We start from the raw sequence: 21,329 nt of genomic DNA on the forward strand, positions 1-21,329 counted from the left end.
GCCCGGCGTCGGGCCCTGACAGGATAGTCGCTTGCGGCGTTCGCTGCATGACCGACGGGCCGAAGCGGCGTTCCGGTGCTCCGTTGCCTGGTGCCGCCCGGCTCCTCAGAACGGCGCGGGGCAGGTCAATGCCAGCGTTGCGCCGGTCTCCGGGTGGGGGAGCCGCAGCGCCTGCGCATGCAGCATCAGACGCGGTGCCCGCTGCTGGACCTCGGCGCTGGCGTACAGCGTGTCGCCCAGCAAGGCATGGCCCAGGGCCAGCAGATGCACACGCAACTGATGGGTGCGGCCGGTGATCGGAATCAGCGCCAGACGGGTACACGGCTGGCCCGAGGCGTCCTGCAGGCGTGCCAGGACACGCCAGCGGGTCTGCGACGGCTTGCCCAGCACCGGGTCGATTTTCTGACGGGGGCGGTTGGGCCAGTCGGTGAGCAAGGGCAGATCGATTTCGCCATCGTCCTCGGCCAGCCAGCCGTCGGCCAGGGCGACGTACGCCTTGTGCGTGTGCCGATCGGCAAAACACTGGCTGAGGCGTCGCTGCATCTCCAGGCCGCGGGCCATCACGATCAGCCCCGAAGTCGCCATGTCGAGGCGATGGACGACCCGCGCATCGGCATAAGAGGCCTGCGCACGGGTGGCCAGGCAGTCCTGCTTGTCCGGTCCCCGGCCGGGGACGGACAGCAGGCCGCTGGGCTTGTCGAAGGCCAGCAGTGCGGCATCGGCATGCACCGTCGCCAGACCCGGCGCCACGGCTGCGCCGGGAGGCAAGGGTGCGAGGTTCAACGGCGCAGGTCCAGCGTGAAGGGAAACTCGCGGCTGCCCGGGACGTTGATGGTCGCCGGCGGGACCTTGAGTGCACCGCCCGTGTGACCCATGCTGAAGTAGCGCGAGAGCCGGCGGCTTTCGGCCTCGTAGGCATTGACGGGGAAGGTGTCGTAGTTGCGGCCGCCGGGATGCGTCACGTGGTACTGGCAGCCGCCGATGGAGCGGCCGTTCCAGGTGTCGACGATGTCGATGACCAGCGGCGCATGCACGCCGATGCTGGGATGCAGCGAGGACGGCGGGTTCCATGCCTTGTAGCGCACGCCGCCGACGAACTCGCCCTTCACCCCGGTCGGCTGGACCGACAGTGCACGCCCGTTGACGGTCACCACGTAGCGGCTTTCGTTGAAGCCGCTCAGATGGATCTCCAGCCGTTCGAGCGAGGAGTCGACATAACGCGCCGTGCCGCCCGGTGCGCCTTCCTCGCCCATCACGTGCCAGGGTTCGAGGGCGTTGCGCAGCGTGAGCTGCATGCCCTGGATCGCCAGCTCGCCGACCAGCGGGAAGCGGAACTCGAAGTGCGGTGCAAACCACGACGGGTCGAAGGCGTAACCGGCCGCGTTGAGGTCGCGCACCACATCCTCGAAATCCAGTTTCACGAACGACGGCAGCAGGAAACGGTCATGCAGCTCGGTGCCCCAGCGCGTCAGCGGAGCGGTGTAGGGTTCGTCCCAGAATCGGGCGATGAAGGCGCGCAGCAGCAACTGCTGAACCACGCTCATGCGGGCATGTGGAGGCATCTCGAAAGCGCGCAGTTCGAGCAGTCCCAGACGGCCGGTCGCGCTGTCGGGGGAATAGAGCTTGTCGATGCTGAACTCGGCCCGATGGGTGTTGCCCGTGACGTCGATCAGCACATTGCGCAACGTGCGGTCGACCAGCCACGGCGGCATCGACTGCCCGTATTTCTCGCGGTTGGCATGGATCTGGGCGATGGCGATCTCGAGCTCGTAGACCTGGTCGTTGCGGGCCTCGTCCACGCGCGGGGCCTGGCTGGTGGGGCCGATGAACAGGCCCGAGAACAGATAACTCAGGCTCGGATGGTTGTGCCAGTAGGCCAGCAGGCTGGCCAGCAGTTCGGGCCGCCGCAGGAAGGGGCTGTCGGCAGGCGTCGAGCCGCCCATCACGAAATGGTTGCCGCCGCCCGTGCCCGTATGGCGGCCGTCGGTCATGAACTTCTCGGCGGACAGCCGGGTCTCGAATGCCGCCTGGTAGAGAAACTCGGTGTGCTGCACCAGTTCCCCCCAGTTATGGGCCGGGTGGATGTTGACCTCGATCACGCCGGGATCGGGCGTGACCTGAAGCAGCTTGAGCCGGGTGTCGCGCGGCGGCGGATAGCCCTCGAGCGCGATGGTGACGCCCAGTTCCTCGGCGGTGGCCTCGATGGCGGCCAGCAGGTCGAGGTAATCGGCCAGCCGCTCCAGCGGCGGCATGAAGACGTACAGAACGCCGCTGGCCTGGCCCTGGCGCTCGGCCCGGGGGCCGTTGGCACGGCGCGGATCGCGGGCCTCCACGCACAGCGCCGTGCGGATGGTCGCGTGCGCGGACTCCGAACGCTGGGGTGCGCGAGAGAACGCGTCGGGTTCCGGTTGCGCGTCGCGGGTCGCATGGTCCTCGCCCTGGGGGCCGATGGCGCTTTGCAGGGCCACGCGGGCTTTGGCGAGCACCGACGGCCGCTGCAGTCCGGCGCCCGGCGTCGAGCCTGCCGCAGCGCCTCCGGCACCGGCCGGCGTGTGGCCACCGGGACCTGCGGCCGTCGCACCGCCTGCCGTTCCGCTCGGGCCACCGACGCTGTAGCGTCCGTGAATCTGGCCCGAGGCCGGCAGCGCCGGCTGCGCATCCATGGGGTCGGTGGGGTTGATGTAGGGGAAGTCGCCCTTGCTGGCCCAGGGCAACGAATCCAGCGGCAGCCGGTAGCCCATGGGCGAGTCGCCGGGCATCAGGTACAGGCGTTCATCGCGGAGGAACCAGGGGCCGGTGGTCCAGTTCGGACCTTGCAGGCCCGGGCCATGACCCGGCGAGACCGGCAGGACGTAACCCACGACCTTGTCCAGACCCTGCTCGAAGATGCGGCGCAGGCGGGCCCGCTCGAGTTCATCGTCGAGCTTGGCGTTGAAGGGGTCGACATTGACCGGCAGGCGACGCTCGCGCCACAGGTAGTACCAGGTGTCTTCGTAGCCGGGCAGGATGTGTTTGTTCTCGAGCCCGAGCTTGCCCGCCAGGCCGTGGATGAAGCGCTGCGCATCGGCGTCGGTATAACTCGTGGGTTTGCGCTCGTCGGCGAACAGCTTGGGATTGCTCCAGACGGACTGGCCGTCGGCCCGCCAGAAAATGGACAGGGCCCAGCGTGGCAGTTGTTCGCCGGGGTACCACTTGCCCTGGCCGAAATGCAGGAATCCGCCCTGGCCGTATTCTTCGCGCAGCTTGTCGACGAGTTCGGTGGCATAACCGCGTTTGGTCGGACCCAGCGCATCGGTGTTCCACTCGCCCGCATCGCGATCGACGGTGGCCACGAAAGTCGGCTCGCCGCCCATGGTCAGACGGACGTCGCCGGCGATCAGCCGGGCGTCGACTGCCTCGCCCAGCGCCTGGATGTCGGCCCACTGGTCTTCCGTGTAGGGCTTGGTGACGCGGGGCGATTCGTAGAGGCGGCTCACGCTCATCTCATGGCCGAACGTCACCTCGGCCTCGTCGATCAGCCCTTCGATGGGCGCGGCACTCGAGGGCTGCGGTGTGCAGGCCAGGGGTATGTGGCCTTCGCCGGCCAGCAGCCCCGAGGTCGGGTCCAGGCCGATCCAGCCGGCGCCCGGCAGGAAGACCTCGCACCAGGCGTGCAGATCGGTGAAGTCGACTTCGGTGCCGCTGGGGCCGTCGAGCGACTTGACGTCGGGCGCCAACTGGATCAGGTAACCCGACACGAAGCGCGCGGCCAGGCCGCAGTGGCGCAGCAACTGCACCAGAAGCCAGCCCGAGTCGCGGCACGAACCCGAGCGCAGCGTCAGCGTCTCTTCGGGCGTCTGCACGCCAGGTTCCATGCGGATCAGGTAGCCCACATCGTTCTGCACCTGCTGGTTGATCTGCACCAGGAAGTCGATGGTGCGTTTCGGCGTGCGATCGATCTGATCGAGGTAGGCCTGTACCAGAGGTGTGGCAGGTGCCGGCTTACGATAAGGCGCAAGTTCCTCGGCCAGCGATTCGTCGTAGACGAAGGGGTAGGTTTCCGCCGCGGGCTCGAGGAAAAAATCGAAGGGGTTGTAGACGGCCATCTCGGTGACGAGATCCACCGTGACCTTGAACTCGCGGGTCTTTTCCGGGAAGACCAGGCGAGCCATGTAGTTGGCGAACGGATCCTGTTGCCAGTTGACGAAATGGCCCGCAGGCTCGACCTTGAGGGAGTAGGAAATGATCTTGCTGCGGCAATGGGGCGCCGGTCTCAGCCGGACGATCTGTGGCCCCAGATTGATCAATCGGTCGTACCGGTAATGCGTGACGTGGTGTAGCGCGGCGTGGATGGACATAAAAAGATCGGTTGTTGCCGGACAGTCGGTGACGACATGCTAGCAAGAGCTGAGCCATTGCACGGCATAGTCGCAGAGCTTTTGTGCCCTGCACGCTGCTTTTCATGGCCGTGTCATCTCGAACACGGCATGGTTCGGACCTGGCGGTAGGCCCAGTGGGTGGCCGGCTGTTCTTTGCCTTGATCGGTTGGGTGCTGGGCGCCGCCGTCCAGATGCAGCAGGCCCGGCTGTGGGCGGATACGACTTATCTCGGCATCGGATGCGTCGGCGCCGGCGCCGCGCTGGTCCTCGCCGTGCGCGCCGGACGCCTGCCGGGCGTCTGCTGGCTGTGGCTGGCCGTGGCAGCGACCGTGTCGATGGCGCAGGTGGGATGGCGTGCCACGGTCCGCCATGCCGGCGTCCTGCAGCCCGAGCTCGAAGGGCGCGATCTGCTCGTGACCGGGCGCATCGACGACTTGCCGCGCCGTACGCCCGACGGCTCCTGGCGTTTTGTCCTGGCGGTCGAGCACGCGACGCAGCTCCAGCCGCGTGCGGCGGCCGGATCGGCCTCCGCAGGCGATTCGTCGGTCGCCGGCCCGGCGGTCGAGGTGCCGCCCCGGCTCATGCTGGCCTGGTATGCGCCTCGGCCCGAGAAGCGATCAGGCGCCCGATCGGCCGGGCGCCCGGCCGAAACAACGATGGGCGCGACCGGCGAGCGGCAGGCCGGCGAGTCCGCCGAGCCGGACAATCTTCCAACGGCGCAGCGATCCCGACCCCCCTCGACGCGCGACATGCGTGCCGGCCAGCGCTGGCGGCTGGCTGTCCGGCTGCAGGCACCGCACGGCTACGTCAATCCCCACGGACGGGACGAAGAGCTGTGGTCATGGGAGCGCGGCATCCTGGCCCAGGGCAGCGTGCGCGACGGTCCGCTCGATCTGCAGCCGGTGCAACTGGGCCAGCCGGAGGGCCGGTGGGTCGACCGGTGGCGGCAGCAGGTTCGGGACCGGATCGAGCAGCGGGCCGCGCTCGGCGACGACGAAGCGCTGCGGCGCTCCAGCGGGATCCTGGCTGCCCTGGTCCTGGGAGACCAGGGGGCGATCGCTGCCGAGGACTGGGATGTTTTCCGCGACACCGGGATCTCCCACCTGATCGCGGTCTCGGGTCTGCACATCACGCTGTTCGCGTGGCTGGCCGTCCAGGGCCTGCGCCGCCTCTGGCGGCGCTCGGCCTGGTTGTCGCGGCGAATGTCCGCGCCGGTCGCGGCCGCGCTGGGCGGCTTGTTGCTGGCCACGCTCTACGCCTTGTTCTGCGGCTGGGGCGTGCCGGCCCAGCGCACGATCTGGATGCTGGGCCTGGTGACGCTGCTGCGCCTGTCGGGTGGGCGTTGGCCCCGCCCCATGATCTGGACGGCGGCGATGGCCGTCATCGTCGCCGCCGATCCGTGGGCCCTGCTGCAGGCCGGTTTCTGGCTGAGTTTTGTCGCCGTCGGCGTGCTGTTCACCGAGGCGCGACAGGTCGTTGCACCGATGGGGGCACCCGTCGTCCGCCGGTTTGCACGCCTCGGACGCCTGGCGGCGCCCCTGGTTGCCGTCTCGCGCGAGCAATGGCGGATGACGCTGTCGTTGGCCCCGCTGAGCCTGCTGCTGTTCCAGCAGACCTCGCTGGTGGGACTGCTGGTGAACCTCGCTGCCATCCCCTATGTCTCGTTTTTGGTGCTGCCCCTGGCCTTGCTGGGGGTTGCCGTACCCTGGCTGTGGTCGCTCGACGCCGTGCTCATCGACGCCATGATGCGTGCGCTGGCTTTTTTTGCCGCCTGGCCCTGGGCCACCTGGTCGATTCCGGCGCGGCCGCTGTGGATCGCCGTGCTGGGCGTGATCGCGGGCGCGGCCGCGGTCCTGCCGTGGCCCTGGCGCTGGCGACTGCTGTTCCTGCCTTGGGCATTGCCTTTGCTGCTGTGGCAATGGCCTGCACCAAAAGAGGGCGAATTCGAGGTCGTTGCGCTCGATGTCGGTCAGGGGCAGGCGATCGTCGTGCGGACTGCGCACCATGTTCTGCTGGTCGACAGCGGCCCGCCCATCGGAAAGCAGGGCGATGCCGGCCAGCGCATCGTCCTTCCCTACCTGCAGGCCCGCGGCCTGGCGCTCGACCGCCTGTTGCTGAGCCACACCGACATCGACCATGCCGGCGGCGCAGCGGCTGTGCTGCAGGCCCATGCAAAGGCCGATTGGCTGGGTTCGGCCGCCTCCGGCTTTGCGCTGCATCGCCAGCGCGCCGGGGTGCCGTGCCGTCGCGGCCAATCTTGGCAATGGGATGGTGTGAACTTTCGTGTGCTTTATCCCGAAGAACCCGACGATGCGCGGGCCGAACACGAGGCCAATGCCATGTCCTGTGTGCTGCAGGTCGGCAACGGCCGCGCCGAGGTCCTGCTGCCCGGCGACATCGGTGTGGCACAGGAGCGCGAACTGCTGGTCCTGCAAGGGGCGGACTGGCGTGTCGACGGGCTGACGATGCCGCACCACGGCAGCCGCCATTCGTCGTCGCCGGCGTTTCTGGCGCAACTGCAGCCGCGCTGGGCCGTTGCCCAGGCAGGCTATCGCAACCGGCATGGTCATCCGGCTCCCGATGCCGTGGCACGCTACCGGGCACAAGGGGTCGAGATCGTCGATACAGCGCGTTGCGGCGCGTGGCTCTGGCGGTCGGATCGGCCCGCAACAGGTCGTTGCGAACGTGAAACCGTGCTTCGCTACTGGCATCATGTCGGCATGCCCTGATCCTCGATGGCCCCTTGCCGACAGGAGAGGCGCATGGCGGACGACAAAAAAGCCGGTGCACGAGCGCCGTTCCCAGGCCTGGATATTGCTATGCTTTCGCACAGGAGTAGCGATCAATGCAAAAGTTCGACGAAATGCGCGACCACAACGAGGTGGTCCGGGGTCACTATAAAAACTATAGTGATTGGTTGGCTCACCAGACGGATGCAGTCATGCGCAGCCGGCGGGATGAGGCAGAAGTCATTTTTCGTCGGGTCGGCATCACGTTTGCCGTCTATGGCGACAAGGACGAGGACGGGTCGGGAACCGAGCGCCTGATCCCCTTCGACTTGATCCCCCGCATCATTCCCGCCGCCGAGTGGCGAACCATGAAGCGGGGCCTGGCGCAGCGGGTCACGGCGCTCAATCGTTTCCTGCACGACATCTACCACGACCAGGACATCCTGCGGGCCGGCCTGGTGCCCAAGGAGCAGGTGCTGGGCAACACGCAGTTCCGTCCCGAGATGATCGGGGTCGACGTGCCCAACCAGATCTACTCCAGCATTGCGGGCATCGACATCGTGCGGGCACCCAATGCGGCCGGCGAGGGCGAGTACTACGTCCTGGAAGACAACCTGCGTGTCCCGAGCGGCGTGAGCTACATGCTCGAGAACCGCAAGATGATGATGCGGTTTTTTCCCGAGCTGTTTTCGCAGAATCGCATTGCGCCCGTCGCGCACTATCCCGATCTGCTGCTCGAGACGCTGCAGGCCTCTGCGCCGCCCAACACCGCGTCGCCCACGGTCGTGGTGCTGACCCCGGGCATGTACAACTCGGCCTATTTCGAGCATGCCTTCCTGGCCCAGCAGATGGGGGTGGAGTTGGTCGAGGGGCAGGATCTGTTCGTCAAGAACGATTTTGTCTACATGCGCACCACGCGCGGTCCGCGCCAGGTCGATGTGATCTACCGCCGCCTGGACGACGATTTCCTGGACCCCGAAGTCTTCCGCCCCGATTCCACGCTGGGCTGCCCGGGCCTGATGCGGGCCTACAAGGCCGGCAACGTGGCGCTGTGCAATGCCGTGGGCACGGGCATTGCAGACGACAAGTCCATCTATCCCTATGTGCCCAAGATGATCGAGTTCTACCTCGGCGAGAAACCCATCCTCAGCAACGTGCCCACGTTCATGGGACGCAACGCGGACGATCTGAAGTACATCCTGGCCAACATGAAGGACCTGGTCGTCAAGGAAGTGCACGGCGCGGGCGGCTACGGCATGCTGGTCGGCCCGGCCTCGACCAAGGCGCAGATCGAGGAGTTCCGCAAGATCGTCGAGGCGCGTCCGGACAACTACATCGCGCAACCGACGCTCAGCCTGTCGAGCTGCCCCACATTCGTCGAGCAGGGCATCGCGCCCCGGCATATCGACCTGCGGCCGTTCGTGCTGTCGGGCAAGACGGTGCAGATGGTGCCGGGCGGCCTGACGCGCGTGGCGCTCAAGGAAGGGTCGCTGGTCGTCAACTCCTCTCAGGGTGGTGGAACAAAAGACACCTGGGTGCTGGAGTCCTGAGTCCGCACCGCACGCCGCACGTCATGACGACACCCTCCGTCCAACACGCCACACTCCCTTGCGCGAACGGCGCGGCCCAGCACGCGCCTTCTTCTACGAAAGCCCATCCTTATGTTGTCACGCACGGCTGACCATCTCTTCTGGATGTCCCGCTACACCGAGCGGGCCGAAAACACGGCGCGCATGCTCGATGTCAACTACCAGACCTCGCTGCTGCCGCAGTCGGCCAGTGCCGCCGAGGCCGGCTGGCGAGGCGCGCTGGGCATCAGCGAGCTGCTGCCCGGCTACGCCGCCAAATACGGCACGGAAGTCACCCCGCGCCATGTCATGGACTTCATGATCCGCGACGAGAACAACCCGTCGTCCATTGCCTCGTGCCTGCGCGCCGCACGCGAGAACGCACGGGCCGTGCGCGGCAGCCTCACCACCGAAGCCTGGGAGACGGCCAACCAGACCTGGCTCGAACTGCGCCGCATGCTGCGCGAGGACGACATCGAACGCGATCCGGCCGAGTTCTTCGAGTGGGTCAAGTTCCGCTCGCACCTTTCGCGGGGCGTGACCCTGGGCACCATGCTGCAGGACGAGTCCTTCCAGTTCATGCGCATCGGCACGTTTCTCGAACGGGCCGACAACACCGCGCGGCTGATCGACGTCAAGTTCCATGCCCTGCCCATCGAGGGCGTGAAGACCAGCGGCTCGCAAAGCCAGTCGCAGTCCGCCGATGTCGAGCTCGACAGCGAACAGGAGCTTGACTTCTACCACTGGAGCTCGATCCTGCGCAGCGTCTCGGCCTTCGAGGTCTACCGCAAGGTCTATCGCGATGTGATCAAGCCCGAGCGCGTTGCCGAACTGCTCATCCTGCGTCCCGACATGCCGCGCTCGCTGCTGAGCTGCCTGATCGAGGTCGACGACAACCTCAAGGTGCTGGCCAACGAACAGTCGGCCGAGACCCAGCGTTACTCGGGCAAGCTGCGCGCCGACCTGCAGTACGCCTCGATCCAGGAGATCCTGGCGTCCGGCTTGCATGGTTTCCTCACGCAGTTCCTGGACCGGGTCAACAACCTGGGCGGTCGCATCAGCAAGGACTTCCTGATTCCCGTCGTCGACTGAGGCGCCGAGGAGCACCGCGCGCCGGCTCAGGGTAATCCTGAGGCGGTGCGTCAGGCGCTTGTCAGCGCGCTGCAAGTCGCCCGGCCGACCATGGTCTCCTGAACAAGACAAGGAGACAGGTATGGTGGCGTATGCGGATTTTCACCGCAGGTCCTTGGTCGACCGCGACGGCTTCTGGCGGGAGCAGGCGGCGCTGATCGACTGGCATCGGCCTTTCGACAGCGTGTGCGACGACAGCCGTGCGCCCCATACCCGGTGGTTCGCCGGCGGCCTGACCAACCTGTGCCACAACGCCATCGACCGGCACCTCGCCGAACGTGCCGATCAGCCCGCGCTCATCTACGTCTCGACCGAAACCGGGCAGGAGCAGACCTACACCTATGCGCAGATGCACGACGAAGTGCAGCGCATGGCCGCCATCCTGCAGCGGCTGGGGGTCGGGCAGGGCGACCGGGTGCTCATCTACATGCCCATGGTGCCGCAGGCCGCCTTTGCGATGCTGGCTTGTGCCCGCATCGGTGCGCTGCATTCGGTCGTCTTCGGCGGTTTTGCCGCCGGCAGCCTGGCGACGCGCATCTCGGATGCCCAGCCGGCCGCCATTGTCAGCGCCGATGCGGGTTCACGCGGGGGCAAGATCGTGCCTTACAAACCCATGCTCGACGAAGCCCTGGCGCTGTCGGGGTCGGCGGCGCAGGTGCTGCTGGTCGACCGCGGGCTGGCGCCCATGTCGCGCATGCCCGGTCGCGACCACGACTACGCTGCGTTGCGCGACGAACTGGCCGGTGCGGAGGTCGCCTGCGCCTGGGTGGATGCCACCCATGCCAGTTACACGCTCTACACCAGCGGCACCACCGGCAAGCCCAAGGGCGTGCAGCGCGACACCGGAGGCTACGCGGTGGCACTGGCCGCGAGCATGCGCCACATCTTCGATGCGCGGGCCGGGCAGGTGTTTTTCTGTACGTCCGATATCGGCTGGGTGGTGGGCCACAGCTACATCGTCTACGCCCCGCTGATCGCCGGCATGGCCACGCTGATGTACGAAGGGCTGCCCGTGAATCCGGATGCCGGCATCTGGTGGCGCCTGGCCGAACGCTACCGTGTCACCCACATGTTCAGCGCACCCACGGCGATCCGGGTGCTGAAGAAGCACGATGCCGCCCTGCTGCGCGAGTACGACCTGTCCAGCCTGCAGCGCCTGTTCCTGGCCGGCGAGCCGCTCGACGAGCCCACGGCGCAATGGATAGGCGAAGGCCTGGGTGTGCCTGTGGTCGACAACTACTGGCAGACCGAGACCGGTTGGCCCATCCTGACGATCGCCCAGGGCGTCGATTCCTCGCCCGGCCGGCTGGGCAGCCCGGGATTCGCGATGTACGGCTACGACGCCGCCCTGTTCGATCCGGCCAGCGGCGAGGAACTCACCGAGCCCGGGCAGAAAGGCGTACTGGCCCTCAAAGGACCGCTGCCGCCGGGCTGCCTGCAGACCCTGTGGCAGGACGATGCACGTTTCGAGGCGACGTACTGGCACAGCATTCCGGGACGGCAGGTGTACAGCACCTTCGACTACGCCACGCGGGATGCGGACGGCTACTACTTCATCCTGGGCCGTGCCGACGATGTCATCAACGTGGCCGGCCATCGCCTCGGCACCCGCGAGATCGAGGAAAGCATCGCCGGCCACCCCGGCGTGGCCGAGGTCGCCGTCGTCGGCGTTCAGGACGCGATCAAGGGCCAGGCTGCGCTGGCATTCGTCGTGCCGCGCCGGTCCCTGAGCGAACTCGGCGACACCGGCGGCAGTCAGCTGGTCCGCGAGATCGGCGCGCGGGTGGACGGCCATCTCGGTGCGCTGGCGCGGCCGCGTGCCGTGCATCTGGTGTCGGCATTGCCCAAGACGCGGTCGGGCAAGATGCTGCGCCGGGTGATCCAGGCGATCTGCGAGGGACGTGAGCCGGGCGACCTCACCACCCTGGAAGATCCCGCCGTGATCGAGCACCTCCGCGCGCGTCTGGAAGCCTGAGCGGCGTTGCGGCCGCGTTTGGTCGGCGATGCGTCAGAAGCTGCCGAACAGCGTGCCCAGGGTGATCACCGTCACCAGCGCGATGAACGGGAACAGCATGGTCACTGCCGCGATGTTGAGATAGGACTGGCGATGGTTGAGCCCGCAGATGGCCAGCAGCGTGATGATGGCGCCGCAGTGGGGCAGGGTGTCGAAGCCGCCGGCGGCCATCACGGCCACGCGGTGCAGCAGTTCGGGGCTGATGCCGGTTTCCTGGGCCATGCGCAGGTAGTCGCTGCCCAGCGTCTGCAGCGCGATGCTCAGCCCGCCCGAAGACGAACCCGTGATGCCCGCCAGCACATTCATGGCCACCGCTTCCGAGATCAGCGGATTGTTCGGCGCCACGTTGAGCACGGCATCGCGAATCAGCGCAAAGCCCGCAAGACCGGCGATGACCGCGCCGTAACCGACTTCGGAGGCGGTGTTGAACAGGGGCAGCATGCAGCCGAAAACCCCTTTGTTGATGGTCTCACGCAGATTGCGCCAATGGCGCAGGCGCAGCAGGACCAGCACGGTGCAGGCGCCGGTCAGGGCGATGATCAGGGCCCAGAGACCCGACACCTTGGCGGGATCGACGTTGGGGAACCGTTCCCGCATGGCATCGAAGTTCATGCCCGCGAACACGCCGTAGGTGAACAGGGCGTTGAGTGCGATCACCAGCACCAGAGGCAGCAGGGCCAGCGGCAGCGGCATGGGGGCCGCGGCCGAGCCCTGTGCATCGTTGCCCGCGCTGCCGGCCTGGGCCTTGGTCTCGTCGTGTTCGCCGTAGCCTTCGCCCACTGCACGAGCCCGCGCCGCGCGCGACTGCAGCCACCACAGGCCGCCGGTCAGCATGATCAGCCCGCCGATGATGCCCAGGCCCGGTGCCGCGAACACATTGGTGCCGAAGTAGGGGATGGGGATGGCGTTCTGGATGGCCGGCGTACCGGGCAGGGCCGTCATGGTGAAGGTGAACGAGCCGAGCGCGATGGCGGCCGGAACCAGCCGTTTGGGGATCTGGGCGGACTGGAACAGTTCGCGGGCAATCGGATAGATCGCGAAAGCGACCACGAACAGCGAGACGCCGCCGTAAGTGAGCACGCCGCAGGCCAGTACCACCGTGCTCAGCGCGTGGCGGTGGCCGAGCCGCCGGACGATGGACTGGGCGATGGCCTCTGCCGCGCCGGAATCCGCCATGAGCTGGCCGAACAGTGCGCCCAGCAGGAAGATGGGCAGGAACTGCAGCACATAGTTGCCCAGTGCGCTCATGAACGTCTGCGTGTAGATCGGCAGCAGAAAGGCCACGTCGCCCGACAGCAGTACCGCCAGCGCCGCCATCAGCGGCGCCAGCAGCAGCACGGTGACGCCGCGATAGGCCAGGAACATCAGCAAAAGAAGCGAAACGAGAATGGCGGCTGTGCTGGCCATGGGCGGGTGTCTCCTGTGGGGTTGGGGATAGAGCGAATGGCAGGCGGGCGTGCCGTCGTGCACCGGGTGCCGGGCACGGTGTTTTATACACGGGGATTGTGTTTCTGCTGTGGTGCAGCAAACCGAGTCGCAGAAGTCCCACCGCATTCGCGTCCCGTTTCCTACAGGGAGGGGCGGCCAGGCATCGGACAGTCTGCCCATGCCATCCGTAGCAAGACCCGCCGCAAGACCTCCGACATCCGCCGGCCCGGCCCATGCCCGGCGCTTGCCCATGGGCTTGGTCTATGTCGATGCCGCGATGCCGGGACTGACCCGGGTGCGTCATGGTCGGGCGTTCGGCTACCGCGACGCCGCCGGGCGCCGGCTGCAGGACAAGGCGGTGCTCGCGCGCATCCGCAGTCTGGCGATCCCGCCGGCCTATACGCAGGTCTGGATCTGCCCCTTGCCCAACGGCCACCTGCAGGCGACCGGGCTCGACGCCAAGGGGCGACGGCAATACCGTTATCACGCCGACTGGCGCCGGCTGCGCGATGCCGGCAAGTTCGAACGTCTGGAGGCCTTTGGCCGGGCGCTGCCGCGCATACGGCGGCAGGTGGAGCGGGACTTGCAGGCCGGCGCGCGTCTGAGCGTGCCCGACCGGCAGACCGTGGTGGCCGCACTCGTGCACTTGCTCGACACCACGTTCATGCGGGTGGGGCACGAGGAGTACGTCGCCAGCAACGGCTCTTACGGCCTGACCACGGTTCGCCAGCGCCATGCCAAGCTGGAGGGCAGCCAGCTGACTTTGCGCTTTCGGGGCAAGAGCGGCGTCGAGCAGAGTGCACGGGTCGACGATCCCCGCATCGCGCGCTTGGTCCGGCGGTGCCAGCAACTGCCTGGCCAGGAGCTTTTCCGCTACGAAGGACAGGACGGCGCGAGCCACGCGGTGGACTCCGGGCAGGTCAACGACTATCTCGCGGAGGCCGGCGGGGACGGCTACACCGCCAAGGATTTCCGCACCTGGCATGGATCGGTGCTGGCGCTCGAGCTGACCCGGCTGGCCTGCCGGACGGAAACGGCCCGCAAGGACATGGCCGCCATGGCCATCCTGAAGAAGGTGGCGAGTCAGTTGGGCAATACACCGGCGGTTTGCCGGAAGGCCTATGTCCATCCGGAAATCATGGCGCTGGGCACACGCCTGCTGCAGTCGGACGACCCGGCCCTGGAGGGCATCTGGGACACCCTGGGTTCACGCACCTCGCCGCGCGGCCTCAGTGCAGCGGAACGCCGGCTGCTGGTTTTTCTCGCGCAAGGCGGTCGGGTGGCTTCTGCGGCGGGCGGGTGAGGGCGCGGCCCCCCATGTGTACGTGACCGGCGGGCTTCAGCCGACCACCAGGCTGCGCAGCACGCCGTCCTGAAGATAGCCCAGCACGATGGAGAGGATCTGGATCAGCACCAGCGCCACCAGCGGCGACAGGTCGAGGCCGCCGGGAGTCGGCAGCCAGCGACGGATGGGATCGAGCAGGGGAGCCGCCAGACGCTGCAGCACATGGTTGATGGCCGGATCGGTGCGCAGCCACGAGGCGATGACCGAGGCGATCAGGATGGCGGTGCAGAGGCTCAGCGCGAGGGCCAGCAGATCGAACAGGGCCATCACCAGGGTAGCGGCCAGCGGCGTGGCTGCGCCCATCAGGCCGCCCAGAAGCGCGGACAGCAACAGATGCTGCAGCACTTTCATGAGCATGGCCGCCACCAGGCTGGCCGTGTCGAGGCGTCCGAGAGCCGGAATGAACCGGCGCAAGGGCAACACCACCCAATTGGTCAGCGACAGCACCAGATGCCCGATCGGGTTGTAGAAAGGCGTCCCCGTCCATTGCATGTACAGCCGCAGCAGGCAGGCGCCGGCCAGCAGGCCCACGGCCACATTCAGGATCAGGGAGAGGATTTGGATCAACATGGGCGCTATTTTGCCGGAGGCCTGCGCGGCCGGCCGCCAGGTGGGTGGATCGCGCCCAAAAAAGGGCGGATCAGGGTTTTCACGGGGTGGGTGGGGGGAACTCTGGACGGCATTTGGCGATCCGAGTGTGTCGAATGTGTGGAAACTTGAGCAGACTGGTGCAACTCCCGACGACGTGTAGGGATGTTCGGTGGCACAATGACTGCGCATTATTACTTGGCCCTTCCCTAGCCACAGTCGCAATCCGCTAACCGGTGAAGCCGTGTCGCGGAAGGTTTACTAACCAGCTACAGCTTCCCACAGGGAAGTGAAAGTCAGCGTTAAAAATGAGTGAGACGAACAAGGTCTACGATGCCTTCAATGGCAGTTCCTACCTCTTCGGCGGCAATGCGCCCTATGTCGAAGAAATGTACGAGAACTATCTGGATAACCCGGGCAGCGTGCCCGAGCATCTGCGCGAGTATTTCGACGCGCTGCAGCACGTTCCCGCTGCAGACGGCAGCGACACCCGCGACGTGCCTCACCTGCCGGTGGTCAACGCCTTTGCGGACCGCGCCAAGCAGGGCTACAACAAGGTCGTGGTCGCTAGTGCCGATTCGGAACTGGGCCGCAAGCGCACCGCCGTTCAGCAACTGATCGCCGCGTACCGCAACGTGGGCGTGCGCTGGGCCGATCTCGATCCGCTCAAGCGCCGCGAGCGTCCTTCGATTCCGGAACTCGAACCGTCTTTCTACGGTTTCACCGACGCCGATCTCGAAACCGTCTTCAACACGAGCAACACCTTCTTCGGCAAGGACACGATGTCCCTGCGCGAGCTGCTCAACGCCCTGCGCGAGACCTACTGCGGCACCATCGGTGCCGAGTACATGTACATCACCGACCAGGCCCAGAAGCGCTGGTGGCAGGAAAAGCTGGAAACGACGCGCACCAAGCCGCAGTATTCCGCCGAACGCAAGAAGGGCCTGCTCGAACGCCTGACGGCCGCCGAAGGCCTGGAGCGTTTCCTCCACACCAAGTACGTCGGCCAGAAACGTTTCTCGCTCGAAGGCGGCGAAAGCTTCATCGTGTCGATGGACGAGATCATCCGCCAGGCCGGCTCGCGCGGCGTGCAGGAAATCGTCATCGGCATGGCCCACCGCGGCCGCCTCAACGTGCTGGTGAACACCCTGGGCAAGGCGCCCAAGGATCTGTTCTCCGAGTTCGATCACACCGCGCCGGAGAATCTGCCCTCCGGTGACGTGAAGTACCACCAGGGTTTCAGCTCCGACGTGTCCAGCCCCGGCGGCCCGGTGCACCTGTCGCTGGCCTTCAATCCGTCCCACCTTGAAATCGTCAACCCCGTGGTCGAGGGCTCGGTGCGCGCCCGCATGGACCGTCGTGGCGATCCCCAGGGCAAACAAGTGCTGCCCGTGCTGGTGCACGGCGACGCGGCATTTGCTGGCCAGGGCGTGGTCATGGAAACGCTGGCGCTCGCCGAAACCCGCGGTTACACCACGGGCGGCACGGTGCATCTGGTGATCAACAACCAGATCGGCTTCACCACGTCCGATCCGCGCGACACCCGTTCGACGCTGTACTGCACCGATGTCGTGAAGATGAACGAAGCCCCCGTGCTGCACGTCAACGGCGACGATCCCGAAGCCGTGGCGCTGGCCACCGAACTGGCGGTCGAGTACCGCATGGCCTTCGGCAAGGAAGTCGTGGTCGACATCGTGTGTTTCCGCAAGCTGGGCCACAACGAGCAAGACACGCCTTCGCTCACCCAGCCGCTGATGTACAAAAAGATCGCGGCCCACCCCGGCACCCGCAAGCTCTATGCCGACAAGCTGGCCGCACAGGGCCTGGGCGAAACGCTGGGCGACGACCTGGTCAAGGCCTACCGTGCCGCCATGGACGAAGGCAAGCACACGGTCGATCCGGTGCTCACCAACTTCAAGAACAAGTACGCCGTCGACTGGAGCCCCTTCCTCAACAAGAAGTGGACCGATGCCGCCGACACCGCCATTCCGGTGGCCGAGTGGCAGCGTCTGGCCGAACGCATCACCACCATTCCCGAAAGCGTCACGCCGCACCCGCTGCTCAAGAAGGTCTACAACGACCGTGCAGCCATGGGCCGCGGCGAGATCAACGTCGATTGGGGCATGGGCGAGAGCATGGCCTTCGCTTCGCTGGTGGCCGGCGGCTATCCGATCCGCCTGTCGGGCGAGGATTGCGGCCGCGGCACCTTCACGCACCGTCATTCGGTCGTGCACGACCAGAGCCGTGAGAAGTTCGACGAAGGCACCTACATCCCGCTGCAGAACGTGGCCGAGAACCAGGCTCCGTTCGTCGTCATCGATTCGTTGCTGTCCGAAGAGGCCGTGCTCGGCTTCGAATACGGCTACGCCTCGACCGATCCGAACACCCTGGTGATCTGGGAAGCCCAGTTCGGCGACTTCGCCAACGGCGCCCAGGTCGTGATCGACCAGTTCATCGCTTCGGGCGAAGTGAAGTGGGGCCGCGTCAACGGCCTGACGCTGATGCTGCCCCATGGCTACGAAGGCCAGGGCCCCGAGCACAGCTCGGCTCGCCTCGAGCGCTTCATGCAGCTGTCGGCCGATCTGAACATGCAAGTGGTGCAGCCCACCACCGCCAGCCAGATCTTCCATTTGCTGCGCCGCCAGATGGTGCGTCAGCTGCGCAAGCCGCTGATCATCATGACGCCCAAGTCGCTGCTGCGCAACAAGGACGCCACGTCGCCGCTGTCCGAGTTCACCGACGGCAGCTTCCAGACCGTCATCGGCGAAGTCTTCGGCGACATCGATGCCAAGAAGGTCAAGCGTGTGGTTGCCTGCTCGGGCAAGGTCTACTACGACCTGGTCAAGGCACGCGAAGCGAAGAAGGACTACGACACGGCCATCATCCGCGTCGAGCAGCTCTATCCCTTCCCGCACAAGGCGTTCGCCGCCGAGCTCAAGAAGTACCCCAACCTCACCGAGGTGGTGTGGACGCAGGACGAACCCCAGAACCAGGGTGCCTGGTTCTTCGTGCAGCACTACATCCATGAAACGCTGTCCGAAGGCCAGCGCCTGGGTTACGCCGGCCGTCCGGCTTCGGCATCGCCGGCCGTCGGTTATGCCCACCTGCACCAAGAGCAGCAAAAGGCCCTGACCGATGCGGCCTTCGCCAAGCTCAAGGGTTTCATCCTGACCAAGTAAAACAGGAGACGAGCGGAACCGGCCTATGCCCGGTTCCGCTTTGCTTTACATAAACGTAACGACACATCGCCTCATCAAGGAAAACAACCATGTCTATCGTAGAAGTCAAGGTCCCGCAGCTGTCTGAATCCATCGCCGAAGCCACGCTGTTGCAGTGGAAGAAGCGTCCGGGCGAGGCCGTGACCGCCGATGAAATCCTGATCGAAATCGAAACCGACAAGGTCGTGCTCGAAGTCCCGGCTCCCGCTTCGGGCGTGATCGCCCACATCGTCAAGGACGATGGCGCGACCGTGGGCAGCGAAGAAATCATCGCCAAGATCGATACCGCAGCCGAAGCCAAGACCAGCCCGCTCGAAGTCAAGGCCATCCCCGAGACCACCAGCGCCCCGGCTCCGGCCCCCGCCGCCGCTGCTGCACCCGCTGCCAGCACCAGCAAGGCCGACGTGGCCATGCCCGCTGCCGCCAAGCTGCTGGCCGACAACAACCTCAAGACCGGCGATGTCACCGGTTCCGGCAAGGATGGCCGCGTGACCAAGGGCGACGTGCTGTCGGCCGTGGCCTCCGGTGCCAAGTCCGCTGCACCCGCACCGGCTCCCAAGGCTGCCGCTCCCGCTCCCACCCTGGCTGGCCTGGGCGAGCGTCCGGAACAGCGCGTGCCCATGAGCCGCCTGCGTGCCCGCGTGGCCGAGCGCCTGCTGCAATCGCAGCAGCAGAACGCCATCCTGACGACCTTCAACGAAGTGAACATGGCCCCGGTCATGGATCTGCGCAAGCGCTTCCAGGACAGCTTCACCAAGGAACACGGCGTCAAGCTCGGCTTCATGAGCTTCTTCGTCAAGGCTGCGGTGCACGCCCTCAAGAAGTACCCCATCGTCAACGCCAGCGTCGACGGCAACGACATCATCTATCACGGCTACTTCGACATCGGCATCGCCGTCGGTTCGCCGCGTGGCCTGGTGGTGCCCATCCTGCGCAACGCCGACCAACTGAGCTTTGCCGACATCGAGAAAAAGATCGCCGAGTTCGGCCAGAAGGCCAAGGACGGCAAGCTGGGCCTCGACGACCTGACGGGCGGCACCTTCACCATCTCCAACGGCGGTACCTTCGGCTCCATGCTGTCGACCCCCATCATCAACCCGCCCCAGTCGGCCATCCTGGGCGTGCACGCCACCAAGGACCGTGCCGTCGTCGAGAACGGCCAAGTGGTGGTGCGTCCCATGAACTACCTGGCCCTGTCCTATGACCACCGCATCATCGACGGCCGCGAAGCCGTGCTGGCCCTGGTCGCCATGAAGGAAGCGCTGGAAGATCCCTCGCGCCTGCTGTTCGACATCTGATCGTCCGCCAGCCCTGCGCCTGCGGGCGCGGGCATCGCTTCGGAGCGGCCGTGTCCGCTCCCAGCCTGGCAGGCGGGCTCCCGTGACGTGTTCGCGTGGGGTCCGTCCTGCCGCCTTCTTGGCAGCCAGAGCCCTTGCGGGCCGCCTGGCGCGTCACTGAACAAGGAATCCAAGACATGTCCAAACAATTCGACGTCATCGTCATCGGCGGCGGCCCCGGCGGCTACATTGCCGCCATCCGCGCGGCCCAGCTCGGTTTCACCGTGGCAGCCATCGACGAGTGGAAAAACGACAAGGGCGGCCCGGCCCCCGGCGGCACCTGCACCAACGTGGGCTGCATCCCCTCGAAGGCGCTGCTGCAGTCTTCCGAGCACTACGAGCATGCCGGCAAGCACTTTGCCGAGCACGGCATCGAAGTCAAGGGCCTGGGTCTCGACCTGGCCAAGCTGATCGGCCGCAAGGACGGCGTGGTCAAGCAGAACAACGACGGCATCCTCTACCTGTTCAAGAAGAACAAGGTGTCGTTCTTCCACGGCCGTGGCTCTTTCGTCAAGGCCGTCGAAGGCGGCTACGAGATCAAGGTTGCAGGCAAGGAAGAAGAAATCCTGACCGGCAAGCAGATCGTGGTCGCCACCGGTTCCAGCGCCCGCCCGCTGCCCGGCACGCCTTTCGACGAAGAAACCGTGCTTTCCAACGACGGCGCGTTGCGCATCGGTGCCGTGCCCAAGAAGCTGGGCCTGATCGGCTCCGGCGTCATCGGCCTTGAAATGGGTTCGGTGTGGCGTCGTCTGGGCGCCGAGGTCACCGTGCTCGAAGCCATGCCCACGTTCCTGGCTGCGGCCGACGAACAGGTGGCCAAGGAAGCCCTCAAGGCTTTCACCAAGCAGGGTCTGAAGATCGAGCTCGGCGTGAAGGTCGGCGAGATCAAGACCGGCAAGAAGGGCGTGAGCATCGCCTACACCAACGCCAAGGGCGAAGCCCTGTCGCTGGATGTCGACAAGCTGGTCGTGTCGATCGGCCGCGTGCCCAACACCGTGGGCCTCAACCCCGAGGCCGTCGGCCTTGCGCTCGACGAGCGCGGTGCCATCGTGGTCGACGACGAATGCCGTACCAACCTGCCCGGCGTGTGGGCGGTGGGCGACGTGGTGCGTGGCCCCATGCTGGCCCACAAGGCCGAAGAAGAGGGCGTGGCGGTCGCCGAGCGCATCGCCGGCCAGCACGGCCATGTCGATTTCGGCATCATCCCCTGGGTGATCTACACCAACCCGGAAATCGCATGGGTCGGCAAGACCGAGCAGCAGCTCAAGGCCGAAGGCGTGGCCTACAAGGCGGGCTCGTTCCCCTTCCTGGCCAACGGCCGTGCCCGTGCCCTGGGCGACACGACCGGTTTCGTGAAGTTCCTGGCCGATGCCACGACCGACGAGATCCTGGGCGTGCACATCGTGGGTCCCATGGCTTCCGAGCTGATCTCCGAAGCGGTCGTCGCCATGGCCTTCAAGGCCAGCGCCGAAGACATCGCACGCATCTGCCATGCCCATCCTTCGTTGTCCGAAGCGACCAAGGAAGCCGCACTGGCCGTTGACAAGCGTACGCTCAATTTCTGAGCACCACAGGCCCGACCCGTCTGTTGCCTGAGGGCATCGGCCGGGGCC

Annotated in this window: 12 protein-coding genes; 8 read left to right on the forward strand and 4 right to left on the reverse strand. The window is 66.3% G+C overall.

From position 1 onward, the window contains the following. Positions 1-105: 105 nt before the first annotated feature. Together EC845_RS10450 and EC845_RS10455 are read right to left on the reverse strand one after the other, a co-directional pair. The gene (locus EC845_RS10450) at positions 106-783 is read right to left on the reverse strand and encodes an RluA family pseudouridine synthase (RefSeq protein WP_233598011.1); all 678 of its coding nucleotides are present in this window, start codon (positions 781-783) and stop codon (positions 106-108) included. Beyond that, complete coding sequence (locus EC845_RS10455; RefSeq protein ID WP_123297859.1) at positions 780-4,337, reverse strand: DUF2126 domain-containing protein; 3,558 nt, start codon at positions 4,335-4,337, stop codon at positions 780-782. The genes EC845_RS10450 and EC845_RS10455 overlap by 4 nt, the downstream gene beginning before the upstream one ends. A gap of 104 nt (positions 4,338-4,441) precedes the next feature. On the opposite strand from EC845_RS10455, the gene EC845_RS10460 reads away from it, so the two are divergent. The 4 genes from EC845_RS10460 to EC845_RS10475 all read left to right on the forward strand — a co-directional run bounded on the left by EC845_RS10460 (position 4,442) and on the right by EC845_RS10475 (position 11,761). Beyond that, complete coding sequence (locus EC845_RS10460; RefSeq protein ID WP_123298097.1) at positions 4,442-7,087, forward strand: DNA internalization-related competence protein ComEC/Rec2; 2,646 nt, start codon at positions 4,442-4,444, stop codon at positions 7,085-7,087. 116 nt (positions 7,088-7,203) lie between these two features. Continuing rightward, positions 7,204-8,637 carry a circularly permuted type 2 ATP-grasp protein gene (locus EC845_RS10465; protein ID WP_123297861.1) on the forward strand — a complete coding sequence of 478 codons (1,434 nt, stop codon included), beginning with the start codon at positions 7,204-7,206 and terminating at the stop codon, positions 8,635-8,637. Between the two features lie 111 nt (positions 8,638-8,748). Further along, positions 8,749-9,747 carry an alpha-E domain-containing protein gene (locus EC845_RS10470; RefSeq protein ID WP_123297863.1) on the forward strand — a complete coding sequence of 333 codons (999 nt, stop codon included), beginning with the start codon at positions 8,749-8,751 and terminating at the stop codon, positions 9,745-9,747. Between the two features lie 121 nt (positions 9,748-9,868). Then, the gene (locus EC845_RS10475) at positions 9,869-11,761 is read left to right on the forward strand and encodes a propionate--CoA ligase (protein ID WP_123297865.1); all 1,893 of its coding nucleotides are present in this window, start codon (positions 9,869-9,871) and stop codon (positions 11,759-11,761) included. Positions 11,762-11,794: 33 nt separating this feature from the next. Here EC845_RS10475 and EC845_RS10480 read toward each other — a convergent pair whose 3' ends face one another. Continuing rightward, entirely contained in the window at positions 11,795-13,207 is a 1,413-nt protein-coding gene (locus EC845_RS10480; protein WP_123297866.1) for a GntP family permease, read from the reverse strand. Between the two features lie 199 nt (positions 13,208-13,406). Here EC845_RS10480 and EC845_RS10485 point away from each other — a divergent pair, with 199 nt between their 5' ends. Further along, entirely contained in the window at positions 13,407-14,531 is a 1,125-nt protein-coding gene (locus tag EC845_RS10485) for a DNA topoisomerase IB (protein ID WP_123297868.1), read from the forward strand. Positions 14,532-14,567: 36 nt separating this feature from the next. Here the strand turns inward: EC845_RS10485 and EC845_RS10490 are convergent, their stop codons facing one another. Further along, positions 14,568-15,143: a YggT family protein gene (locus tag EC845_RS10490; protein ID WP_123297870.1), complete on the reverse strand. Its 576-nt coding sequence runs from the start codon at positions 15,141-15,143 to the stop codon at positions 14,568-14,570. A 326-nt stretch (positions 15,144-15,469) separates the two neighbouring features. Here EC845_RS10490 and EC845_RS10495 point away from each other — a divergent pair, with 326 nt between their 5' ends. The 3 genes from EC845_RS10495 (at position 15,470) to lpdA (ending at position 21,281) form a co-directional block, all read left to right on the forward strand. Further along, entirely contained in the window at positions 15,470-18,340 is a 2,871-nt protein-coding gene (locus tag EC845_RS10495) for a 2-oxoglutarate dehydrogenase E1 component (protein ID WP_123297871.1), read from the forward strand. Positions 18,341-18,429: 89 nt separating this feature from the next. Further along, positions 18,430-19,677, forward strand: coding sequence for a 2-oxoglutarate dehydrogenase complex dihydrolipoyllysine-residue succinyltransferase (gene odhB / locus EC845_RS10500; RefSeq protein ID WP_123297874.1), 1,248 nt, complete (start codon positions 18,430-18,432; stop codon positions 19,675-19,677). Between the two features lie 176 nt (positions 19,678-19,853). Next, positions 19,854-21,281: a dihydrolipoyl dehydrogenase gene (lpdA, locus tag EC845_RS10505; protein ID WP_123297876.1), complete on the forward strand. Its 1,428-nt coding sequence runs from the start codon at positions 19,854-19,856 to the stop codon at positions 21,279-21,281. Positions 21,282-21,329: the final 48 nt, after the last annotated feature.

This window comes from Comamonas sp. BIGb0124 (assembly GCF_003752175.1).
Taxonomy (GTDB): Bacteria; Pseudomonadota; Gammaproteobacteria; order Burkholderiales; family Burkholderiaceae_C; genus Comamonas_F.

Bases quoted from the DNA above. Each gene is read 5' to 3' on its own strand.
- EC845_RS10455 (WP_123297859.1), bottom strand. From the start codon at position 4,337: ATGTCCATCCACGCCGCGCTACACCACGTCACGCATTACCGGTACGAC.
- EC845_RS10460 (WP_123298097.1), top strand. From the start codon at position 4,442: ATGGCCGTGTCATCTCGAACACGGCATGGTTCGGACCTGGCGGTAGGC.
- EC845_RS10465 (WP_123297861.1), top strand. From the start codon at position 7,204: ATGCAAAAGTTCGACGAAATGCGCGACCACAACGAGGTGGTCCGGGGT.
- EC845_RS10470 (WP_123297863.1), top strand. From the start codon at position 8,749: ATGTTGTCACGCACGGCTGACCATCTCTTCTGGATGTCCCGCTACACC.
- EC845_RS10475 (WP_123297865.1), top strand. From the start codon at position 9,869: ATGGTGGCGTATGCGGATTTTCACCGCAGGTCCTTGGTCGACCGCGAC.
- EC845_RS10480 (WP_123297866.1), bottom strand. From the start codon at position 13,207: ATGGCCAGCACAGCCGCCATTCTCGTTTCGCTTCTTTTGCTGATGTTC.
- EC845_RS10485 (WP_123297868.1), top strand. From the start codon at position 13,407: ATGCCATCCGTAGCAAGACCCGCCGCAAGACCTCCGACATCCGCCGGC.
- EC845_RS10490 (WP_123297870.1), bottom strand. From the start codon at position 15,143: ATGTTGATCCAAATCCTCTCCCTGATCCTGAATGTGGCCGTGGGCCTG.
- EC845_RS10495 (WP_123297871.1), top strand. From the start codon at position 15,470: ATGAGTGAGACGAACAAGGTCTACGATGCCTTCAATGGCAGTTCCTAC.
- odhB (WP_123297874.1), top strand. From the start codon at position 18,430: ATGTCTATCGTAGAAGTCAAGGTCCCGCAGCTGTCTGAATCCATCGCC.
- lpdA (WP_123297876.1), top strand. From the start codon at position 19,854: ATGTCCAAACAATTCGACGTCATCGTCATCGGCGGCGGCCCCGGCGGC.